Source organism: Streptomyces sp. V2I9, assembly GCF_030817475.1.
Lineage (GTDB): Bacteria > Actinomycetota > Actinomycetes > Streptomycetales > Streptomycetaceae > Streptomyces.
Genome location: NZ_JAUSZJ010000002.1, coordinates 6,390,109 through 6,411,980 on the forward strand (window position 1 = coordinate 6,390,109; position 21,872 = coordinate 6,411,980).

Annotated in this window: 21 protein-coding genes; 17 read left to right on the top strand and 4 right to left on the bottom strand. The window is 72.3% G+C overall.

Annotation, left to right across the window (positions count from 1 at the left end):
* Window positions 1-117 precede the first annotated feature (117 nt).
* On the top strand, window positions 118-1,137 hold the full coding sequence (locus QFZ71_RS27705) for a GlxA family transcriptional regulator (protein ID WP_307670884.1): 1,020 nt from the start codon (window positions 118-120) through the stop codon (window positions 1,135-1,137).
* Between the two features lie 55 nt (window positions 1,138-1,192).
* The gene (locus QFZ71_RS27710; RefSeq protein WP_307670885.1) at window positions 1,193-1,828 is read left to right on the top strand and encodes a DJ-1/PfpI family protein; all 636 of its coding nucleotides are present in this window, start codon (window positions 1,193-1,195) and stop codon (window positions 1,826-1,828) included.
* A gap of 19 nt (window positions 1,829-1,847) precedes the next feature.
* Here the strand turns inward: QFZ71_RS27710 and QFZ71_RS27715 are convergent, their stop codons facing one another.
* A complete protein-coding gene (locus tag QFZ71_RS27715; protein ID WP_307670886.1) occupies window positions 1,848-2,621 on the bottom strand; it encodes an enoyl-CoA hydratase/isomerase family protein in 774 nt (257 codons plus the stop codon).
* Between the two features lie 80 nt (window positions 2,622-2,701).
* On the opposite strand from QFZ71_RS27715, the gene QFZ71_RS27720 reads away from it, so the two are divergent.
* Window positions 2,702-3,325 carry an HdeD family acid-resistance protein gene (locus QFZ71_RS27720; protein ID WP_307670887.1) on the top strand — a complete coding sequence of 208 codons (624 nt, stop codon included), beginning with the start codon at window positions 2,702-2,704 and terminating at the stop codon, window positions 3,323-3,325.
* Between the two features lie 146 nt (window positions 3,326-3,471).
* Complete coding sequence (locus QFZ71_RS27725) at window positions 3,472-3,927, top strand: ATP-binding protein (RefSeq protein WP_307670889.1); 456 nt, start codon at window positions 3,472-3,474, stop codon at window positions 3,925-3,927.
* Window positions 3,928-3,993: 66 nt separating this feature from the next.
* On the opposite strand, the gene idi is transcribed toward QFZ71_RS27725, so the two are convergent.
* The 3 genes from idi to galE form a co-directional block, all read right to left on the bottom strand.
* Complete coding sequence (gene idi, locus QFZ71_RS27730; protein WP_307670890.1) at window positions 3,994-4,587, bottom strand: isopentenyl-diphosphate Delta-isomerase; 594 nt, start codon at window positions 4,585-4,587, stop codon at window positions 3,994-3,996.
* A 157-nt stretch (window positions 4,588-4,744) separates the two neighbouring features.
* Complete coding sequence (locus QFZ71_RS27735) at window positions 4,745-5,686, bottom strand: cation diffusion facilitator family transporter (RefSeq protein ID WP_307670891.1); 942 nt, start codon at window positions 5,684-5,686, stop codon at window positions 4,745-4,747.
* 259 nt (window positions 5,687-5,945) lie between these two features.
* Entirely contained in the window at window positions 5,946-6,935 is a 990-nt protein-coding gene (gene galE, locus QFZ71_RS27740; protein WP_307670892.1) for a UDP-glucose 4-epimerase GalE, read from the bottom strand.
* Window positions 6,936-7,251: 316 nt separating this feature from the next.
* Between galE and QFZ71_RS27745 the strand changes: the two genes are divergently transcribed.
* The 13 genes from QFZ71_RS27745 to QFZ71_RS27805 all read left to right on the top strand — a co-directional run bounded on the left by QFZ71_RS27745 (window position 7,252) and on the right by QFZ71_RS27805 (window position 21,867).
* Entirely contained in the window at window positions 7,252-9,006 is a 1,755-nt protein-coding gene (locus tag QFZ71_RS27745; RefSeq protein WP_307670893.1) for a DUF5941 domain-containing protein, read from the top strand.
* The gene (locus tag QFZ71_RS27750; RefSeq protein ID WP_307670894.1) at window positions 9,003-9,740 is read left to right on the top strand and encodes a phosphocholine cytidylyltransferase family protein; all 738 of its coding nucleotides are present in this window, start codon (window positions 9,003-9,005) and stop codon (window positions 9,738-9,740) included. The genes QFZ71_RS27745 and QFZ71_RS27750 overlap by 4 nt, the downstream gene beginning before the upstream one ends.
* The gene (locus QFZ71_RS27755) at window positions 9,728-10,789 is read left to right on the top strand and encodes an iron-containing alcohol dehydrogenase family protein (RefSeq protein ID WP_307670895.1); all 1,062 of its coding nucleotides are present in this window, start codon (window positions 9,728-9,730) and stop codon (window positions 10,787-10,789) included. Before QFZ71_RS27750 ends, QFZ71_RS27755 begins: the two co-directional genes overlap by 13 nt.
* A complete protein-coding gene (locus tag QFZ71_RS27760; RefSeq protein ID WP_307670896.1) occupies window positions 10,767-11,546 on the top strand; it encodes a CDP-alcohol phosphatidyltransferase family protein in 780 nt (259 codons plus the stop codon). Before QFZ71_RS27755 ends, QFZ71_RS27760 begins: the two co-directional genes overlap by 23 nt.
* Before the next feature lie 8 nt (window positions 11,547-11,554).
* Complete coding sequence (locus QFZ71_RS27765; protein ID WP_307670897.1) at window positions 11,555-12,427, top strand: glycosyltransferase family 2 protein; 873 nt, start codon at window positions 11,555-11,557, stop codon at window positions 12,425-12,427.
* Window positions 12,428-12,528: 101 nt separating this feature from the next.
* Window positions 12,529-13,458, top strand: coding sequence for an ABC transporter permease (locus QFZ71_RS27770; RefSeq protein WP_307670898.1), 930 nt, complete (start codon window positions 12,529-12,531; stop codon window positions 13,456-13,458).
* A complete protein-coding gene (locus QFZ71_RS27775; RefSeq protein ID WP_307670899.1) occupies window positions 13,451-14,236 on the top strand; it encodes an ABC transporter ATP-binding protein in 786 nt (261 codons plus the stop codon). Before QFZ71_RS27770 ends, QFZ71_RS27775 begins: the two co-directional genes overlap by 8 nt.
* 413 nt (window positions 14,237-14,649) lie before the next feature.
* A complete protein-coding gene (gene hpnC / locus QFZ71_RS27780; RefSeq protein WP_307670900.1) occupies window positions 14,650-15,558 on the top strand; it encodes a squalene synthase HpnC in 909 nt (302 codons plus the stop codon).
* A gap of 29 nt (window positions 15,559-15,587) precedes the next feature.
* Window positions 15,588-16,508 (top strand): presqualene diphosphate synthase HpnD, encoded by a 921-nt coding sequence (gene hpnD, locus QFZ71_RS27785; protein ID WP_307671606.1) that lies wholly within the window; start codon window positions 15,588-15,590, stop codon window positions 16,506-16,508.
* 118 nt (window positions 16,509-16,626) lie between these two features.
* Window positions 16,627-18,012, top strand: a complete 1,386-nt coding sequence (gene hpnE / locus QFZ71_RS27790; RefSeq protein ID WP_307670901.1) for a hydroxysqualene dehydroxylase HpnE — start codon at window positions 16,627-16,629, stop codon at window positions 18,010-18,012.
* Window positions 18,009-19,112, top strand: coding sequence for a polyprenyl synthetase family protein (locus tag QFZ71_RS27795; protein ID WP_307670902.1), 1,104 nt, complete (start codon window positions 18,009-18,011; stop codon window positions 19,110-19,112). The genes hpnE and QFZ71_RS27795 overlap by 4 nt, the downstream gene beginning before the upstream one ends.
* 107 nt (window positions 19,113-19,219) lie before the next feature.
* Entirely contained in the window at window positions 19,220-21,220 is a 2,001-nt protein-coding gene (shc, locus tag QFZ71_RS27800; RefSeq protein ID WP_307670903.1) for a squalene--hopene cyclase, read from the top strand.
* A complete protein-coding gene (locus QFZ71_RS27805) occupies window positions 21,220-21,867 on the top strand; it encodes a 1-hydroxy-2-methyl-2-butenyl 4-diphosphate reductase (protein ID WP_307670904.1) in 648 nt (215 codons plus the stop codon). The genes shc and QFZ71_RS27805 overlap by 1 nt, the downstream gene beginning before the upstream one ends.
* Window positions 21,868-21,872: the final 5 nt, after the last annotated feature.

Consider the following 21,872-nt stretch of genomic DNA (forward strand, 5'->3'; position numbering starts at 1 on the left):
TGGTACCCCTGGGGTGGCGGACGGCCTCACGCGGCGGCGGACCGTCGCGCCGTGGCGGGGCGATGGCAGGAAAGGTGGGGTATTCGTCATTGCGGCCGTCACCGCCCGCCGCCCAGGATGGCGGACGTGCAGCAGCGAACCGTGCTCGTCGTCCTCTTCGACGGCGTCCAGAGCCTCGACGTGAGCGGCCCGATGGAGGTCTTCGCGGGCGCCTCGCGGGCGGCCGGGGTCTCCTACGGCCTGCGGACCGCGTCGCTCGACGGCGGCCCGGTCCGGGCCACCGGCGGCCTCACCCTGGTGCCCGACGGCGGACTCGCCGACGCGCCCGTACCGCACACGCTGCTGGTGCCCGGCGGACAGGGCACCCGTGGCTCCCATCCGGAGCTGACCGGCTGGCTGCGCGCGCACGCGCCCCTGGCGGAGCGGCTGGTCTCCGTGTGCACCGGGGCGCTGCTGCTGGCCGAGGCGGGTCTGCTGGACGGGCACCGGGTCACCACCCACTGGAACTACTGCGAGCGGCTCGCCCGTGACCACCCGGCCGTCCACGTCGACCCGGAACCGATCTTCGTACGGGACGGGAGGCTGGCCACCTCGGCGGGGGTCACCGCGGGCATCGACCTCGCCCTCGCCCTCGTCGAGGAGGACCACGGGCGGGAGCTCGCGCTGACCATCGCCCGGCACCTCCTGGTGTTCCTGCGCCGCCCCGGCAACCAGGCCCAGTTCAGCACCCAGCTCAGCGCCCGGACCGCCCGGCGCGAACCGCTGCGCGAGGTCCAGCTCTGGATCGACCGGAACCCCGCCGCCGACCTCGCGGTCGACACCCTCGCGGCCCGCGCCCGGCTCTCGCCCCGGCACTTCGCCCGCGCGTTCCGGGCGGAGACGGGGACGACACCGGGGCGGTACGTCGAGCACGTCCGCCTGGAGCACGCGCGGCGCCTCCTGGAGGACACCGCCGACGGCATCGAGCAGGTCGCCCGCGCCAGCGGATACGGCACGCCGGAGGCCATGCGCCGGGCCTTCGTGAAGACGCTCGCGGCGGCTCCGGCCGAGTACCGCCGCCGCTTCCGCACCCCTGCCCCGTACCCGGACGGTACGCGCCGACCCGCATCCGAACCGTACGAGCGCACCCGAACCTGACCTGTACAAGCACCCGAGCCGCACCACCTGACCGACCGACAGAGAGGCCGTTCCCGTGCAGATCGCCATCGTGCTCTTCGACCGTTTCACCGCCCTGGACGCGGTGGGCCCCTACGAGATCCTCAGCAGGGCCCCCGGAGCGGAGACCGTCTTCGTGGCCGAGCGGACCGGTCCGGTCCGCAACGACACCGGGAGCCTCGCCCTGGTCGCAGAGAGGACGCTCGCCGAGGTCCCGTCACCGGACGTGGTGATCGTGCCGGGCGGCCCCGGACAGAGCGACCAGATGGAGAACGAGACCTTGCTCGGCTGGCTGCGTACGGCAGACGCCGCCACCACCTGGACGACCTCGGTCTGCACCGGATCGCTGCTGCTGGCCGCCGCCGGACTGCTCACGGGCCGCCGGGCCACCTCGCACTGGCTGGCGCTGGAGGTGCTGAAGGAGTTCGACGCCGAGCCCACCGGGGAACGTGTCGTCCTCGACGGCAAGTACGTCACCGCCGCCGGGGTCTCCTCCGGCATCGACATGGGGCTGACCCTGCTCGGCCGGATCGCGGGCGACGACGTGGCGCGCTCGGTGCAACTGCTCACGGAGTACGACCCGCAGCCGCCCTACGACAGCGGCTCGCCCGAGAAGGCCCCGGCGGCCCTCGTCGAGGAGTGGCGGGCCAGGAGCCGCCACAGCACGCGGTAGCCCCGGTCCGTACGCCGCGTCACCTGGCTGCCCCGGTGGGGACCGTGGTGTAGGTGAAGCGGGGCGCACGCCGCTCCAGGAAGGCCGTGACGCCCTCCGCCGTGTCCTCGCTGCCCCGTGCCTCGCCGGCCCAGTGCGCGTCCCGGTCCGTCCGGCCCGCGGCGAACTCCTTCACCGCGGCCTGGGTGAGCTGGGACCGGGACGCCAGTACCCGTACGTACTCCTCGACCCGCCGGTCCAGGCCGCCCACCGGCAGCACCTCGTCGGCCAGGCCGGTGCGCAGGGCCCGTTCCGTGCCGATCAGCTCGCCCGAGAACAGCAGGTGCTTGGTGGTGGCCGGGCCGAGCAGGGCGACCAGCCGCCGGGTCGAGGAGGCGGGGTAGACGATGCCGAGCTTGGCCGGAGTGATCCCGAAGGAGGCCCCCTCCTCCGCGAACCGCAGGTCGCAGGCGGCGGCCAGCTGGGCGCCGCCGCCCACGCAGTAGCCGCGCACCGCCGCCAGTGTCGGCCGGGGGAACGCGGCGAGCGCGTCCTCGGCCGCGACCGCCAGGTCCTGGGCGGTCTCCGCGCCCTCCCGCAGCGCGGAGATGTCGGCCCCCGCGCAGAAGGTGTCACCGGCCCCGGTCAGCACCAGCACCCGGACCGCCGGATCGGCCGCCAGCCGATCCAGCAGCTCCGGCAGGTTTCGCCACATGACCGGGGTCATGGCGTTGCGCTTGGCGGGATTCGCGATCACGACGGTGGCGACGCCGTGCGCGACGGTCGGGATGAGCCGGGGCTCCGTACGGTCCATGCGCCGGATGCTATCCCCACGGTTCGAACCTATGATCAGGAAGGGGTCGCGAACCGGGCACGCACCGTGAGGAGCTGTCGATGAACGAACCCACCACCGAGGGCCGGAGACTGAACCGCAGTTTCGGCCGGCTCGTCCTGCTCGGCGCCCTGCTGGTGATCGCGGGCGTCCTCGGCCTCGTCTACACGGGCGTCGCCACCCTCACCTCGATGCTCCTCTTCGGGTGGCTGCTGCTCGTCGGCGGCCTGGTCGGGCTGCTGCACACGATCGAGTCGCGCGGCACGAACTACTTCTGGCTGGGCGTCGTGGTCGCGGCCCTCAACATCGCCGCGGGCGTCGTCGTCATCAAGCACCCCGAGGGCACGGCCGAGGCACTGACCATGTTCGCCGCCCTGCTCTTCCTGACCGGCGGGGTCTTCCGGCTCGTCGGCAGCGTCGTGGTACGCGGCCCGCAGATGGGGTGGACGCTGCTGCAGGGAGCCTTCGGCCTGCTGCTGGGCCTGCTGGTGCTGTTCGACTGGCCGCACAGCAGTCTGTACGTCCTGGGCTGCTTCTTCTCGCTGGCGCTGCTGTTCGACGGGCTCGGCCTGGTCGCCCTCGGCATCGGCGGACGGCGCGTCGTCGGCATGGTCTCGGGGCGGCGCGATGAGGCGACCCTGAGTGGCGGCAGATGGGGTAAGTCGCCAGAAGGCAAACCGAAATAGTCCAGAATCGCTCAAGGAACGGCACGTTTGGTCAAATAGCGCCGATACCTGGCTACTTCCGGCCAGTGGCACGGGGCGGACCAAGCCATTCCCAACACTCTTTACTCGACGGTCAGTGCAGTGCGAGTGAGAGCTGGTGCCGGACGATGGAGAGCCTCGGGAGTGCCCCCGCCGACCCCGTGTCGTACGAGGGGGTGTGGCGCTTCACCGCCCCCGCCGTGGATGCCTCCGTGCCCAGCGCCCGGCACGCCGTGCGCGACCTCCTCGGCCGGCAGGGTGCACCGATCGAGGACGACGTCCTCCAGGGGCTGCTGCTGATCGTCTCGGAGCTGGTCACCAACGCCGTCAAACACGCGGCGCTCCTCTCGCCCGAGCTGGCCGTCGAGGTGGCCATCGCCGCCGACTGGGTCCGGGTCTCCGTCGAGGACAACCACCCGTACCGCCCCACCGCCCTGGAGACGGACTACGCGCAGACCGGCGGCCGCGGCCTGCTGCTGGTCAAGGTGATCACCGCGGAGGCGGGCGGCACCTGCGACGTCGAGCACACGGCGGGCGGCGGCAAGATCATCTGGGCGGCGCTGCCGTTGAAGACGCGGCTCTGAGCGGCCGTGTCCGACCGGGCCGGGGGGCCGGCGGACCCGGTCGGGATCCGCCGGACACCCCGAGGGTCACCAACCGGCCGAGGGCCCCGTCAGCTCGCGGATCGCCGGCCGTGCCGCGTCCAGCACCGTCATGAACCACGCCGAGAACGGCGCCCGCGCGTGCCGCTCCGCCAGCTCGGCCGCCGTCACGAAGGCCGTCTCCCCGACCTCCTCCGGGTCCGGCTCCAGGGCCTCCTGGGCCATCCCCACGAACAGGTGGTTGAACTCCTGCTCCACCAGCCCCGAGGCCGGGTCCGGGTGGTTGTAGCGGACCGTGCCCGCCGCCGCCAGCAACGAGGGCGAGATCCCCAGCTCCTCGTACGTACGCCGCGCGGCCGCCGCGAACGGGGCCTCGCCCGGATAGGGGTGCCCGCAGCACGTGTTCGACCAGACACCGGGGGAGTGGTACTTGCCGAGCGCCCGGCGCTGGAGGAGCATCCGCCCCTGCTCGTCGAAGAGGAAGACGGAGAACGCGCGGTGCAGCTGACCGGGGGCCTGATGGGCCGCCAGCTTCTCCGCGGTGCCGATGGTGGTGCCGTTCTCGTCGACCAGTTCGAGCATGATCGCCTCTGCGGTTCCGTCCGACGAGCTGTGCGTCGCGGTGGCTGGTGTGGTCGGCATACCCATCCTTCGCTTTGGTCCCCGGCCTGGTGCGCCGGGCCCCTGGAGTCCGGTCAAGTCTGCCGTACCGAAGCCGCTTGTCCGTACTTCGGGTCCGGGCATGTCCGTTCCGCCGCACCCGCCGAGGGGAGAGGCGCGGCCCGGCGCCCGAGACGCCTCAGTGGCAGAGGCGCGCCTCGTGCTCCGCGTGACCGCTCGGCTCCAGCTGGAAGGTGCAGTGCTCCACGTCGAAGTGGTCCCCGAGGCAGCCCTGCAACTCGTGCAGCACCTTCTCGTGCCCTATCGAGTCCAGCATCTCCTGGCGTACCACCACATGCGCCGAGAGCACCGGCATGCCCGAGGTGATCGTCCAGGCGTGCAGGTCATGGACGTCCAGGACTCCGGGCAGTGCCGTGATGTGGGCCCGTACCTCCGCCATGTCCACGTCCTTGGGCGCGGCCTCCAGCAGCACGTTCAGGGTCTCCCGCAGCAGCTTCACCGTCCGGGGGACGATCATCAGGCCGATCACCAGCGAGGCGATCGGGTCGGCGGCCTGCCAGCCGGTCGCCATGATGACGCCCGCCGAGATGATCACGGCGAGCGAGCCCAGCGTGTCGGCCATCACCTCCAGATAGGCGCCCCGCACGTTCAGGCTCTCCTTCTGCCCGCGCATCAGCAGGGAGAGGGAGACGACATTGGCCACCAGGCCGACGGCGGCGAACGCGATGGCGAGGCCGCCCTTCGTCCCCGCCGGGGTGATGAACCGCTCCACCGCCTCATAGACGAGGTAGGCGCCGACACCGAGCAGCAGCAGGCAGTTGGCGAGAGCGGCCAGGATCTCCGCGCGGGCGAAGCCGAACGTGCGGTGCGGGGCCGCCGGGCGGTTGGCGAAGTGGATGGCGAGCAGGGCCATCCCGAGACCCAGGGCGTCGGTGGCCATATGGGCGGCGTCAGCGATCAGGGCCAGCGAGTCGGAGAGCACCCCGCCGACGATCTCCATGACCATCACGCCCAGGGTGATCGCCAGGGCGATCCGGAGCCTGCCCCGGTACGCGGCGGCCGCCGTGCCCGTCGGAGGCGGACCGCCGTGCGTGTGCCCGTGATCGTGGCCAGCCCCCATGCGAAACGCCTCCAGGTCCGTAGGACGTGCCGGGGCGGAACCGCCCGGCCCGGCCCAGTGAACTACGGGTGGGGGGTATCGGGCAACACGGGACTGAACACCGTTGTCATCTGCTCTGACCTGCGGAAACGTTCCGCAGGTCAGAGCGTCGAAGGACCGCGACACCCCCGCGCCGACCCGATCCGGAACGCTCCCGCGCGGACATGATCAGGAACACCGGTCCGCGGACACCATCAGGGCCGCCGGTCCGCGGACATGATCAAGGACGCCGGCGCGCGAGGGCCTCGGGGTGGCGCAGGCACCAGCCCTCCCAGGCCGACTCCACCATCTCCCGCACGCCCCGCCGGGCCGTCCAGCCCACCTCCTCGGCGATCCGCGCCGCCGACGCCACCGCCTTCGGCGCGTCCCCGGCCCGGCGCGGCTCGACCACCGGCTTCAGGCCGTGCCCCGTCACCTCGCCGATCACCTCCGCCAGCTCCCGCACCGAGACGCCCTCGCCCCGGCCGACGTTCAGGGTCAGGTCACCGGCGCCCGCCGCGTCCAGCCGCCGCGCGACGGCGAGATGCGCCTCCGCCAGATCCGCGACATGGATGTAGTCGCGGACACAGGTGCCGTCCGGCGTCGGGTAGTCGTCCCCGAAGATCCGCGGGGCCTCGCCGCGCGTCACCCGCTCGAACATCATCGGCACGATGTTGAAGACCCCGGTGTCCGCCAGCTCCGGCGCCGCCGCACCCGCCACGTTGAAGTACCGCAGGCAGGCGGTCGCGATCCCGTGGGCCCGGCCCGTGGCCCGCACCATCCACTCGCCGGTGAGCTTGGTCTCGCCGTACGGGTTGATCGGGGAACAGGGCGTCTCCTCGGTGATGAGATCCACGTCCGGTACGCCGTACACGGCCGCCGAGGACGAGAAGAGGAAGCGCGGCACCCCCGCCGCGACCACGGCCTCCAGCAGGACGGCCAGCCCGGCGACGTTCTCCCGGTAGTAGAGCAGGGGCTTCTCCACGGACTCGCCGACCTGCTTCTTCGCCGCGAGATGCACCACGCCGCTCACCGCGTGGGAGGCCAGCACCCTCTCCAGCAGGGCCCGGTCGGAGGCGGAGCCCTCCACCACCGTGACGGACTCCGGCAACCGGTCCACCAGGCCGCTGGAGCGGTCGTCGAGCACCACGACCCGCTCGCCCGCCGCGACCATGGCGCGCGCCACATGTGCCCCGATGTATCCCGCCCCGCCTGTGATCAGCCATGTCATGACCGCCAGCCTAAGCGCCCGGACCGCCGGAACCGACCGGCGGTTTGTGGGCCGGGCCCCCGATCGATGATGATGATCGTCGGCGCCGGGCGGGCTCTCGGGTCCACCCGAACGGCGCACAAACGGGCGGTGAACTCGGCCTTCCGTTCATCCGATAGCCTCAGCCGACACGCCGCCGGCCCGCCACGTGGCCGCGTCCCCGTGTGTCGTCCACGCCAGTGCCAAGGAGTGAGTTCGTCTGTCGACCGCCATCCTCACCGGTACGCCGGTACCCGGGTCGTCGCTCGCGGACGACCTGCGGTCCCTGGGTTTCGACGTGCGGACCGCCGCCGACGCCGGTGACGCCGCAGCCCTGCTCGCCGCCGTCCCGGCCGGCCGCCGGGTCGCCCTCGTCGACCCGCGCTTCGTCGGCCACGTCCACGCGCTGCGGCTCGGACTGACCGACCCGCGCTTCCCGGCCGCCACGGTCCCCGGCGCGCTCACCGCCCTGCCCGAGGCGCGCGGCGCCCTGCTGCGCGCGCTCCGGCACACCACGGCCGCCGTCGGCGCCGGGGCCCCCGTCGTCGAGCCCGACGCCGACCCGGCACCCGAGGACCGCACGGTTCCGGGCCGCATCGCCGTCGCGCTGGAGGCCGAGGGCATCGCCGTGCAGCGCCCCGCCCTCGGTTCGCTCGTCGCGGCCGTCCCCACGGACCCGGAGCAGCAGGCCGCCGCCGAGGCCGGTCTCGCCTCGGTCGACGACGAGGCGGTACGGCTGCGCAGCGCGGTCAAGGCCCACGACGGCTTCTTCACCACCTACGGCATCAGCCCGTACTCCCGCTACATCGCCCGCTGGTGCGCCCGCCGCGGCCTCACCCCGAACCAGGTCACCACCGCCTCGCTGATCACCGCGCTCATCGCGGCGGGCGCGGCGGCCACCGGAACCCGGAGCGGCTACGTCGCGGCGGGGATCCTGCTCCTGGTCTCGTTCGTGCTGGACTGCACCGACGGGCAGCTCGCCCGCTACTCGCTCCAGTACTCCACGATGGGCGCCTGGCTGGACGCCACCTTCGACCGGGCCAAGGAGTACGCCTACTACGCTGGGCTCGCCATCGGGGCCGTGCGCGGCGGCGACGACGTGTGGGTCCTCGCGCTGGGCGCGATGGTCCTCCAGGCGTGCCGCCACGTCGTGGACTTCTCGTTCAACGAGGCCAACCACGACGCGGTCGCCAACACCAGCCCCACCGCCGCCCTCTCCGACAAGCTCGACAGCGTCGGCTGGACGGTCTGGGCACGCCGGATGATCGTGCTGCCGATCGGTGAGCGCTGGGCCATGATCGCGGTGCTCACCGCCCTCACCACCCCGCGCGTCGTCTTCTACGCCCTGCTCGTCGGCTGCTCCCTGGCCGCCTGCTACACCACCGCGGGCCGCCTGCTGCGCTCACTGACCCGCAAGGCCCGCCGCACCGACCGCGCGGCGCAGGCACTCGCGGACCTCGCGGACTCCGGCCCGCTCGCCCGCGCCGTCGCCTCCGTCGCCCCCGGCCTTCCGGGCGCGTTCACGGCCCCGGCCGTCGCCCTGCTCGGCACCCTCGTGATGATCGGCGCCGCCCTCCTCCTCCCGTACGGCAGCTGGTTCACCGTCGCAGCCGCCGCGGTGTACGCGCTCCTCTCCGGCCTGGCCGTCGCCCGCCCGCTCAAGGGCGCGCTCGACTGGCTGGTGCCCCCGTTCTTCCGGGCGGGGGAGTACGTCACGATCCTCGTGCTGGCGGCCCGCAGCGACGTCCCGCACGCCGTTCCGGCGGCCTTCGGGCTCGTCTCGGCCGTCGCCTACCATCACTACGACACGGTGTACCGCATCCGCGGAGGCACCGGCGCGCCGCCCGGGTGGCTGGTGCGGACGATCGGTGGACACGAGGGCCGTACCGCGCTGGTGGCCGTCCTCGCCGCCGTACTCACCCATGCCTCAGGTTTCACCACGGCCCTGACCGCGCTCGCGGTCGCCGTGGCTCTGGTGGTGCTCGTGGAGTCCATCCGCTTCTGGGTGTCCTCCTCGGCGCCCGCCGTACACGACGAAGGAGAACTCGCATGATCGGCCTCGTACTGGCAGCCGGTGCAGGACGACGTCTGCGCCCCTACACGGACACGCTCCCCAAGGCGCTCGTCCCTGTCGACGGCGACAAGACGGTCCTCGACCTCACGCTGGCCAACTTCGCCGAGGTCGGGCTCACCGAGGTCGCGATCGTCGTCGGCTACCGCAAGGAGGCCGTCTACGCCCGCAAGGCCGAGCTGGAGGCGACCTACGGCCTCACCCTCACGCTGATCGACAACGACAAGGCCGAGGAGTGGAACAACGCCTACTCCCTGTGGTGCGCCCGTGACGTCATCAAGCGCGGTGTGATCCTCGCCAACGGCGACACCGTCCACCCGGTCTCCGTCGAGAAGACCCTCCTGGACGCCCGCGGCAAGGGCCAGAAGATCATCCTCGCCCTGGACACCGAGAAGAGCCTCGCCGACGAGGAGATGAAGGTCATCACCGAGGAGGGCAAGGGCGTCCGGCGCATCACCAAGCTGATGGACCCGGCCACCGCGACCGGTGAGTACATCGGTGTCACCCTCATCGAGGCCGAGGCCGCCGAGGAGCTGGCGGACGCGCTGAAGACCACCTTCGAGCGCGACCCCGACCTCTACTACGAGGACGGCTACCAGGAGCTGGTCAACCGCGGCTTCACCGTGGACGTCGCCCCCATCGGCACCGTCACCTGGGTCGAGATCGACAACCACGACGACCTCGCCAAGGGCCGGGAGATCGCGTGCCAGTACTGACCCGGCTCATTCCGTCCCCGGTCGTCGTCGACATCCGACGCGGCGCCATGGACGATCTGGCGGGTCTCCTGGCCGATCAGCGGATCTCCTCCTCGGGCAAGCTCGCCATCGCCATCAGCGACGGTTCCGGGCGCGCCCTGCGGGAAAGGCTCGCCCCGGTCCTGCCGGGCGCCGACTGGTACCCGGTGTCCGACGGCACGATCGACTCCGCGGTGAAGCTCGCCGACGGCATCAAGGGCAACCGGTACGACGCCGTGGTCGGTCTCGGCGGCGGCAAGATCATCGACGTGGCGAAGTACGCCGCGGCGCGGGTCGGGCTGCCCCTGGTCGCCGTCGCGACGAACCTCTCGCACGACGGACTGTGCTCGCCGGTCGCCACGCTGGACAACGACAACGGGCGCGGCTCCTACGGGGTCCCCACCCCGATCGCCGTGGTCATCGACCTCGACGTGATCCGTGAGGCGCCCGCCCGGTACGTCCGCTCCGGCATCGGCGACGCGATCTCGAACATCTCCTGCGTCGCCGACTGGGAGCTGGCCCACGAGGTCAACGGCGAGGAGATCGACGGTCTGGCGGCCGCGATGGCCCGCCAGGCGGGCGAGGCCGTGCTGCGCCACCCCGGCGGCGTGGGCGACGACGCCTTCCTGAAGGTGCTGGCCGAGGGGCTCGTGCTGACCGGCATCTCGATGTCGGTCGCGGGCGACTCGCGTCCGGCGTCCGGCGCCTGCCACGAGATCAACCACGCCTTCGACCTGCTGTACCCCCAGCGCGCGGCGAGCCACGGTGAGCAGGTCGGCCTCGGCGCCTGCTTCGCCATGCACCTGCGCGGCGCCCGCCAGGAGGCCCTCCTGATGGCGTCGATACTGCGCCGCCACGGCCTGCCGGTGCTGCCGCAGGAGATCGGGTTCAGCGTCGACGAGTTCGTGGAGGCCGTCGCCTACGCGCCGCAGACGCGTCCGGGACGCTTCACGATCCTGGAACACCTCAACCTGTCCACCGACCAGATCAGGGACGCGTACGCCGACTATGCGACGACCATCAGTAGCTGAACTCCGTCCGGTCGTGCACCCGCCGGGGGTGAAGGACCGGCGCAGCGGCGAGCACTGGGCCGGGCGCATGTACATGCGCGAGGTCTCGCTGCGGGTGGACCGCTACCTGGTCAACACCAGGGTCACCCCGAACCAGGTCACGTACGTGATGACGCTGGCCGGCGCCCTGGCGGCGCCGGCGCTGCTGGTGCCGGGCATCCCCGGCGCCGTGCTCGGTGTGCTGATGGTCCAGCTCTACCTGCTGTTCGACTGCGTGGACGGCGAGCTGGCCCGCTGGAAGAAGCAGTACTCGCTCAGCGGGGTCTACCTGGACCGGGTCGCCGCCTACCTCTGCGACGCGGCGGTGCTGGTCGGTCTCGGCCTGCGCGCCGCCGACATCTGGGGCGAGGGCCGGATCGACTGGCTCTGGGCCTTCCTCGGGACCCTCGCCGCGCTCGGCGCGATCCTGATCAAGGCCGAGACGGACCTGGTGGGTGTGGCCCGGCACCAGGGCGGGCTGCCGCCGGTCAAGGAGGCCGCCTCCGAGCCGCGCTCCTCCGGGATGGCGCTGGCCCGCAGGGCCGCGGCGGCGCTCAAGTTCCACCGGCTGATCCTCGGCATCGAGGCGTCGCTGGTGATCCTCGTGGTGGCCGTCGTGGACGCGATCGGGGGGGACCTGTTCTACACCCGCCTCACCGTGGCCGTGATGGCCGGCATCGCGCTGCTGCAGACCCTGCTGCACCTGGTCTCCGTCCTGGCGTCCAGCAGGCTGAAGTGACGCTGCCCATGAAACTGGGTGCGGTGATCATCACCATGGGCAACCGCCCGGACGAACTCCGCGCCCTCCTCGATTCGGTCGCCGCCCAGCACGGTGACCGGATCGAGGTCGTGGTGGTCGGCAACGGCGCCCCGGTCCCGGACGTGCCCGCGGGGGTACGCACCGTGGAGCTGCCCGAGAACCTGGGCATCCCCGGCGGCCGCAACGTCGGCATCGAGGCGTTCGGCCCCTGCGGGGCGGACGTGGACGCGCTGCTCTTCCTGGACGACGACGGGCTGCTCCCGAACCGGGACACCGCCGAGCTGTGCCGGCAGGCGTTCGCGGCGGACCCGGAGCTCGGGATCGTCACCTTCCGCATCACCGACCCCGGCACCGGGGCCACCCAGCGGCGGCACGTGCCCCGGCTGCGGGCCGCCGACCCGCTGCGCTCCTCGCGCGTCACGACCTTCCTGGGCGGCGCCAACGCCGTACGGACACGGGTCATCGCCGAGGTGGGCCCGCTTCCCGCGGAATTCTTCTACGCCCACGAGGAGACGGACCTCGCCTGGCGGGCGCTGGACGCGGGCTGGATGATCGACTACCGCGCGGACATGGTGCTGCACCACCCCACCACCGCCCCGTCCCGGCACGCGGTCTACCACCGCATGGTGGCCCGCAACCGGGTCTGGCTCGCCCGCCGCAATCTGCCCGGTCCGCTGATCCCCCTCTACCTGGGGGTCTGGCTGCTGCTGACCCTGGTCAGGCGCCCGTCGCCACCCGCGCTCAAGGCATGGTTCGGCGGATTCCGGGAAGGCTGGTCGGCCCCCTGCGGACCTCGTCGCCCGATGAGGTGGCGTACGGTATGGCGGCTGACGAGGCTGGGCCGCCCTCCGGTCATCTGAGAGGCTTTCCTCTGAGAGCATGAGGCGTATTTTCTTTCCGGAACCTGTCCGCCTGAGCCGCGCTCCCGACCGACTGCGCGTGAAGACGAGAGTTTCAACTTGTGAGTGACACGACCCACGACGGTGGGGTAGCCCTCGGGACCCCGCCGTCCGCCGACGAGGGCCTCGACGCGGCCCAGCTGGCCGCCAAGTACGGCCTGACCGTGAGTGGCGCCCGTCCCGGACTGTTCGAATACATGCGACAGCTCTGGGGCCGACGCCACTTCATCCTGGCTTTCTCCCGGGCGAAACTGACCGCGCAGTACAGCCAGGCGAAGCTCGGCCAGCTGTGGCAAGTGGTCACGCCCTTGCTGAACGCGGCGGTCTATTACCTGATCTTCGGGCTGATCCTGGGAACCAGGGAGGGGATCTCCCACGACGTCTTCGTGCCGTTCCTGGTCACCGGCGTCTTCGTCTTCACCTTCACCCAGAGTTCCGTGATGGCGGGCGTCCGGTCGATCTCCGGCAACCTCGGTCTCGTCCGGGCCCTCCACTTCCCGCGGGCCTCGCTCCCCATCTCCTTCTCCCTCCAGCAGCTCCAGCAGCTGCTGTTCTCGATGATCGTGCTGGTCGCGGTCGCCGTCATCTTCGGCAGCTACCCCTCGCTGTCGTGGCTCCTGGTGATCCCCGCCCTCCTGCTCCAGTTCGTCTTCAACACCGGTCTGGCCCTCGTCATGGCGCGGCTCGGCTCCAAGACCCCCGACCTCGCGCAGCTGATGCCGTTCGTCATGCGGACCTGGATGTACGCCTCGGGCGTCATGTTCTCCATCCCGGTGATGCTGAAGGACAAGCCGGCCTGGATCGCCGACGTGCTCCAGTACAACCCGGCGGCGGTCTACATGGACCTGGTCCGCTTCGCCCTGATCGACGGCTACGGCTCCGAGAACCTGCCCGACCACGTCTGGGCCGTCGGCCTGGGCTGGGCGGTGCTGCTGGGCGTCGTGGGATTCGTGTACTTCTGGAAGGCAGAGGAACGGTACGGCCGTGGCTGAGGACAACGCACAGGGGCGCGTCCCCACGGTGATCGCCGACGACGTGCACATCGTGTACCGGGTCAACGGCACGGGCGGCGGCCGGGGCAGCGCCACCGCCGCGCTGAGCCGCATGCTGCGGCGCGGCAAGGGCGAGGAGCGTGGCGTACGGAAGGTGCACGCCGTACGCGGCGTCTCCTTCACCGCCTACCGCGGCGAGGCCATCGGTCTCATCGGCACCAACGGCTCCGGCAAGTCGACGCTGCTGCGGGCCATCGCCGGACTGCTGCCGACCGAATCGGGCCATGTGTACACGGACGGGCAGCCCTCGCTGCTCGGGGTGAACGCGGCGCTGATGAGCGACCTGACCGGTGAGCGCAACGTCGTGCTCGGCGGTCTGGCGATGGGGATGAGCCGCGACGAGATCCGCGAGCGGTACCAGGAGATCGTGGACTTCTCCGGGATCAACGAGAAGGGCGACTTCATCACCCTGCCGATGCGGACGTACTCCTCCGGCATGGCGGCGCGGCTGCGCTTCTCGATCGCCGCCGCCAAGAACCACGACGTCCTCATGATCGACGAGGCGCTGGCCACCGGTGACCGCAAGTTCCGGGTCCGCTCCGAGGAGCGCATCCGCGAGCTGCGCAAGGAGGCGGGCACCGTCTTCCTGGTCAGCCACAACAACAAGTCGATCAGGGACACCTGCGACCGTGCGCTGTGGCTGGAGAAGGGCGAACTCCTGATGGACGGCCCCACCGAGGAAGTCCTCAAGGCGTACGAGCGCGAGACGGGCAAATAGTCCAGGCGCTCGCCACGGCCCCCGCCGGACCGGTCCTGCGGGGGCCGTGCGGTGCCCGCTCCGGGACGGCGCGCCCGCAGGAGGCCGCGGTGTCGATCTCCTCCCGGCGGATGAGGCCATCTCCGCCGTGCGCGGGGAGAGTTGACGGGTACGGCCGGGCGGCGGTGGCGGCCCCCGCACCCCGCCCGCCCCCGGTGAGCTGTACAACGTAAGCTGTAGCAGTGCTGATTCATGGCGAGTAGGGCGAATCGCCCCGGCACCACCCGCTTTGCCGCAATGCACTCGGAAGCATGAGCGGCGTGTCCGAAAAGGGTTGTTTTGGGTCAGCAGTGTAGAACGGGAGATGTGACGGCATTGACGGAAGATCTCCAGCTCCGACGTGGTTCCGCCGTCCCCGCACCGGGCGGTACGCAGTGACCTCCACCCCCGACGCGCGCACCGGCGCCGCCACGCTCGGCAAGGCCGCGGACGAGAACTTCCCCGTGGCCCCCTTCTTCCTGCCCCGCGCCTGGCGCGACGACCTGATGGCGGTCTACGGATTCGCCCGGCTCGTCGACGACATCGGCGACGGCGACCTCGCCCCCGGCGGCGCCGACGCCCGCCACCTCGGCCTGGAGCCGGAGCGGGGCGACGACCGCCTCGCCCTGCTCGACGCCCTGGAGACCGACCTCCACCGGGTCTTCGCCACCACCGGCGGACCGCGCCATCCGCTGCTGCGCGGCCTGCGACCGACCGTGCGGCGCCGGTCGCTCACCCCCGAGCCCTTCCTCGGCCTGATCGAGGCCAACCGCCAGGACCAGAAGATCCGCCGCTACGGCACCTACGCCGAGCTGGTCTCCTACTGCGAGCTTTCGGCCAATCCGGTCGGCCGCCTGGTCCTCGCCCTCACCGGCACGTCGAGCCCGGACCGCATCCGCCGCTCCGACGCCGTCTGCACCGCGCTCCAGATCGTCGAGCACCTCCAGGACGTGGCCGAGGACCTGGAACGCGACCGGATCTACCTGCCCGCCGAGGACATGGAACGCTTCCGGGTCACCGAATCCGACCTGGCCGCCCCGTCCGCCGGAGCCTCCGTCCGCGCCCTGATCGCGTACGAGGCACAGCGCGCGAGCGAACTGCTGGACGAAGGCCCCCCACTGGTGGGCAGCGTCGACGGCAGGCTGAAGCTGCTCCTCGCCGGATTCGTCGGAGGGGGCCGCGCCGCACTGGCCGCGATCTCGGCCGCCGGGTTCGACGTCCTGCCCGGACCACCCGGACCGACCAAGCCCCGGCTGCTGCGGGAAGTGGGAATCGTCTTGAACCGAGCGCGTGGAGAGAGGTGAGCCGGACCGTGGAGGGACAGACGACGCCCATGTCGCCGCCGGTGCAGGCCGCATACAGCTACTGCGAGGCCGTCACCGGCCGGCAGGCCCGTAACTTCGCGTACGGCATCAGGCTGCTGCCGAACGAGAAGCGGCAGGCGATGTCGGCGCTGTACGCCTTCTCCCGCCGCGTCGACGACATCGGCGACGGGGAACTGGACCCGGAGACCAAGCGGACCCGGCTGGAGAGCACCCGTGAGCTGCTGGAGCGCATCCGCAAGGACGCCGTCGACGAGGACGACACCGACCCGGTGGCCGTCGCGCTGGCCGACGCCGCCCGCCGCTTCCCGCTCCCGCTCAGCGGGCTCGACGAGCTGATCGACGGCGTCCTGATGGACGTGCGCGGCGCGACCTACGAGACCTGGGACGACCTCAAGACCTACTGCCGCTGCGTCGCCGGAGCCATCGGACGCCTCAGCCTCGGTGTCTTCGGCACCGCGCCCGGCGCCCGCGGGGCCGAGCGCGCCGCGGAGTACGCCGACACCCTCGGCCTCGCCCTCCAGCTCACCAACATCCTGCGCGACGTTCGCGAGGACGCCGCCAACGGACGCACCTACCTGCCCGCCGACGACCTGGCGAAGTTCGGCTGCTCGGACGGCTTCCACCGCACCACCCCGCCCCCCGGCTCCGACTTCGCCGGCCTCGTCCACTTCGAGGTCCGCCGCGCCCGCGCCCTGTTCGCCGAGGGCTACCGGCTGCTGCCGATGCTCGACCGCCGCAGCGGCGCCTGCGTCGCCGCGATGGCCGGGATCTACCGCCGCCTCCTCGACCGGATCGAACGCGACCCCGAGGCCGTCCTGCGCGGCCGGGTCTCGCTGCCCGGCCACGAGAAGGCGTACGTCGCGGTGCGCGGCCTGTCGGGCATGGATGCCCGCCACATCTCCCGGCTCACCGCCAGGGGGCGTGCCTGATGCCTCCGCACGGCCCCGGTCCACGGGCAACCCTCCGGTGGCCCGACGCGTCACCGACTGCGACGATCTTCACGGCGGGCGCCCGGCGCCCGGCCATCACCCGGCGAGAGGGGCAGGCATGAGCGACGAGAGTGCGCGCCCCGTCGGCGTCGTCGTCGGCGGCGGACTCGCCGGCGTCACCGCGGCGCTCCGGCTCGCCGACGCCGGACTCGACGTGACCCTGCTGGAAGGCCGCCCCCGCCTCGGCGGCCTCGCCTTCTCCTTCCAGCGCGGCGACCTCACCGTCGACAACGGCCAGCACGTCTACCTGCGCTGCTGCACCGGCTACCGCTGGTTCCTCGACCGGATCGACGGCACCCACCTGGCCCCGCTCCAGGACCGTCTCGACGTGCCCGTGCTCGACGTCGGCCGGGCCGCCGGGCCCCGCCTGGGACGGCTGCGCCGCACCGCACTGCCCGTACCGCTGCACCTGGCCGGCGGGCTCGCCGCCTACCCGCACCTCTCGCTCGCCGAGAAGGCGGGCGTGGGCCGGGCCGCCCTCGCGCTGGGCCGCCTGGACCCCGCCGACCCCGAACTGGACCGGATCGACTTCGCCACCTGGCTGCGGCGCAACGGCCAGTCCGAACGCACCATCGAGGCCCTCTGGGATCTCGTCGGCGTCGCCACGCTGAACGCCACCGCACCGCACGCCTCCATGGCGCTCGCGGCGAAGGTCTTCAAGACCGGCCTGCTCTCCGACCCCGGCGCCGCCGACATCGGCTGGGCCACCGTGCCGCTCGGCGACCTGCACGACACCCTCGCCCGCAAGGCGCTGGACACCGCCGGCGTCCGTACCGAGCTGCGCGCCAAGGTGGGCTCCGTCACCCGCACGGAGGACGGCCGCTGGGTCGTGGAGAGCGCGGGGGAGCGGATCACCGCCGACACCGTCGTCCTCGCGGTGCCGCAGACCGAGACCCACGACCTGCTGCCCGCAGGCGCGCTGGACGAGCCCGAGCTGCTGCTCGACATCGACAACGCGCCCATCCTGAACGTGCACGTCGTCTACGACCGCAAGGTCCTGCGCCGGCCGTTCTTCGCCGCGATCGGCTCCCCGGTCCAGTGGGTCTTCGACCGCACCCACTCCTCGGGCCTCACCGGCCCCGGACAGTATCTGGCCGTCTCGCAGTCCGCCGCCCGGGCCGAGATCGACCTGCCCGTCGCCGAGCTGCGCGCCCGTTATCTTCCCGAGCTGGAACGGCTGCTGCCCGCCGCGCGCGGCGCCGGCATCCGTGACTTCTTCGTCACCCGCGAGCGCGCGGCCACCTTCGCCCCCGCCCCGGGCGTCGGACGGCTGCGCCCCGGCCCCCGCACCCGGCTGTCCGGCCTCCAGCTGGCGGGGGCCTGGACCGACACCGGCTGGCCCGCGACGATGGAGGGTGCCGTGCGCAGCGGCGCCGCCGCCGCCGACGCGGCCCTCCACGACCTCGGCCGCCCCCCAGGACATCCGCTGCAGGAGGCGGCATGAGCAGTACCACCGGAACAAGAGGAGAGTCTGTGACCCCGGCGAATCCGGCTGTCGACACCGTGGCGGACACCGCGGGCGTCACCGCGCTTCTGGAGCGCGGACGAGCCCTGTCAGTGCCGGTCCTGCGGGCTGCCGTGGACCGGCTCGCGTCGCCCATGGACACCGTCGCCGCCTACCACTTCGGCTGGATCGACGCCGACGGGCGGCCCTCGGACGGCGACGGCGGCAAGGCCGTGCGCCCGGCGCTCGCCCTGCTGTCCGCCGAGGCTGCCGGCGCCCCCGCCGAGACCGGCGTCCCCGGCGCGGTGGCCGTCGAACTCGTGCACAACTTCTCGCTGCTGCACGACGACCTGATGGACGGTGACGAGCAGCGCCGACACCGCGACACCGTCTGGAAGGTGCACGGCCCCGCCCAGGCGATCCTGGTCGGTGACGCGCTCTTCACCCTCGCCTACGACGTGCTGCTGGAGCTCGGTACGGTCGAGGCGGGCCGCGCGGCCCGGCGGCTGACCACCGCCAGCCGCAAGCTCATCGACGGACAGGCGCAGGACATCTCCTACGAGCACCGCGAGCGGGTCACCGTCGAGGAGTGCCTGGAGATGGAGGGCAACAAGACCGGTGCCCTGCTGGCCTGCGCGGTCTCGATCGGCGCAGTCCTCGGCGGCGCCGACGACCGCACCGCCGACACCCTGGAGGCGTACGGCTACCACCTCGGTCTCGCCTTCCAGGCCGTCGACGACCTGCTCGGCATCTGGGGCGACCCGGTGTCCACCGGCAAGCAGACCTGGAGCGACCTGCGGCAGCGCAAGAAGTCCCTGCCCGTCGTCGCGGCGCTCGCCGCCGGCGGCCAGGCATCCGAGCGGCTGGGCGAACTGCTCGCCGCCGATGCCAAGAGCAACGACTTCGACAGCTTCTCCGAAGAGGAATTCGCCGCCCGCGCGGCGCTCATCGAGGAGGCGGGCGGCCGCGAGTGGACCGCCGAGGAAGCCCGTCGTCAGCACACCATCGCCATCGAGGCGCTGCACGCCGTGGACATGCCGCACCGGGTGCGCGCGCAGCTCACCGAGCTCGCCGACTTCGTGGTGGTACGCAAGAGATGACCATGCTTCGCATATGACTCGCAGTCGCCGGCCGGCGCCCCTCACGGGGCGTCGGCCGACGGTGACCCCAGCACAGCAGAGAACCGACTGCACGTAAGGGGAAGCTCATGACAGCGACGACCGACGGATCGACCGGGGCCGCGAACCCCGCCAGGGCCACGGCCCACGGTCCGGCCGACACGACCACCGCCGCGGACGACGTCACCGCCGCCGCGCGACGGGCCGCGGAACGCTCGGTGGAGCACCTCCTCGGCCGACAGGACGAGCAGGGCTGGTGGAAGGGCGACCTCGCCACCAACGTCACGATGGACGCGGAGGACCTGCTCCTGCGCCAGTTCCTCGGGATCCAGGACGCCGGAACCACCCGCGCGGCCGCCCTCTTCATCCGCGGCGAACAACTCGGCGACGGCACCTGGAACACCTTCTACGGCGGACCCGCCGACCTCTCCGCCACGATCGAGGCGTACGTCGCCCTGCGGCTGGCCGGGGACCGCCCCGACGAACCGCACATGGCCCGCGCCTCCGGCTGGATCCGGGAACAGGGCGGCATCGCCGCCGCCCGCGTCTTCACCCGCATCTGGCTCGCCCTGTTCGGCTGGTGGAAGTGGGACGACCTCCCCGAACTGCCGCCCGAGCTGATGTTCCTGCCCCGGTGGGTCCCGCTCAACATCTACGACTTCGGCTGCTGGGCCCGCCAGACCATCGTGCCGCTCACCATCGTCTCCGCGAAGCGCCCGGTGCGCCCCGCGCCCTTCGCCCTGGACGAGCTGCACACCGACCCGCACCGCCCGAACCCGCCCGCGAAGCTCGCCCCGCCGACCAGATGGGACGGGCTCTTCCAGCGCCTCGACAAGGGGCTGCACCTCTACCACAGGGTCGCCCCGCGCCCACTGCGCCGGATCGCGATGAACGTGGCCGCCCGGTGGATCATCGAGCGCCAGGAGAACGACGGCTGCTGGGGCGGGATCCAGCCGCCCGCCGTCTACTCGATCATCGCCCTGCACCTCCTCGGCTACGACCTCGACCATCCGGTGATGAAGGCGGGGCTGGCCTCTCTCGACCGGTTCGCCGTCCGGCGCGAGGACGGAGCCCGCATGGTCGAGGCATGCCAGTCGCCGGTCTGGGACACCTGTCTGGCCACCATCGCGCTGGCCGACGCCGGACTCAGACCCGACCACCCCGCCCTGGTCAGGGCCGCCGACTGGATGCTGGCCGAGGAGATCACCCGCCCCGGTGACTGGTCGGTCCGCAAGCCCGAACTCGCCCCCGGTGGATGGGCGTTCGAGTTCCACAACGACAACTACCCGGACATCGACGACACCGCCGAGGTCGTTCTGGCGCTGCGCCGGGTGCGCCATCCCGATCCCGCCCGCCTCGAAGCCGCCATCGCCCGCGGCGTCCGCTGGACCCTCGGCATGCAGTCCCGCAACGGGGCCTGGGGCGCGTTCGACGCCGACAACACCAGCCCCCTCCCCAACCGCCTCCCGTTCTGCGACTTCGGGGAGGTCATCGACCCGCCGTCCGCCGACGTCACCGGCCATGTCGTGGAGATGCTCGCCGTCGAGGGGCACGCGCGCCACCCCCGTACCCGCGAGGGCATCGCGTGGCTGCTCGCCGAACAGGAGGCGTGCGGCGCCTGGTTCGGCCGCTGGGGAGTCAACTACGTCTACGGCACCGGGTCCGTGGTGCCCGCCCTGATCGCCGCGGGGCTGCCCGCCGGGCATCCCGCGATCCGCCGGGCCGTCACCTGGCTGGAGTCCGTCCAGAACGATGACGGAGGCTGGGGCGAGGACCTGCGCTCCTACCAGGAGGAGAAGTGGATCGGGCACGGCGAGTCCACCGCCTCCCAGACCGCCTGGGCGCTGCTCGCCCTCCTCGCCGCAGGCCGCCGGGACACCCCCTCCGTCGCCCGCGGCGTCACCTGGCTGACCGAGGCCCAGCAGGCCGACGGCTCCTGGGACGAGCCGTACTTCACCGGCACCGGCTTCCCCTGGGACTTCTCCATCAACTACCACCTCTACCGCCAGGTCTTCCCCCTCACCGCACTCGGGCGCTTCGTGCACGGCGACCCGTTCGCCGACCGCGTGGACGCCGCCGAGTGGGCCTGATGGGCGATCCGCGAGGGGCCGGGGGCACCGTGACGCCTCTGCTGGTCGCGTGCGCCCTCGGCATCGAACAGGTGGCCCTGCGCAGCGGCAGGGGCGCTCCGGGCCCGGTCCGGGTGGTACGCACCGGCATGGGACCGCGGGCGGCGGAGGCGGCCGTGGCACGGGCCCTGGGTCCCGCGGGGATGCCCGATGCCGCGGTGATCGCCTCCGGCTTCTGCGCGGGCCTCGCGCCGGGCATGCACCCCGGTGACCTCGTCGTCGCCGGGGAGACGCGGGACGCCGACGGCACCACTCCGTGCACGGGCACCGGCGTCCTGGTGGCCGCCCTCTCCCGAGCCTTCCCCGGCCGCAGGGTCCACACCGGCCCGCTCACCGGTTCCGACCACGTCGTACGGGGGCCCGAGCGGGCCGCGCTGCGGGCGGGCGGGGCGATCGCGGTCGACATGGAGTCCGCCGCGACCCTGCGGACCGCCCTGTGCCACGGGCCGCGTCCGGTTGCGGCCGTCCGGGTGGTCGTGGACGCTCCGGAGCATGAGCTCGTCCGCATCGGCACCGTACGCGGTGGAATATCGGCGTTCATCGTTCTTCGTGCCGTCCTTCCGGCTTTCTACGAATGGCACCGATCCTTACTGCTCCCCAGGAGGTGAGCCAG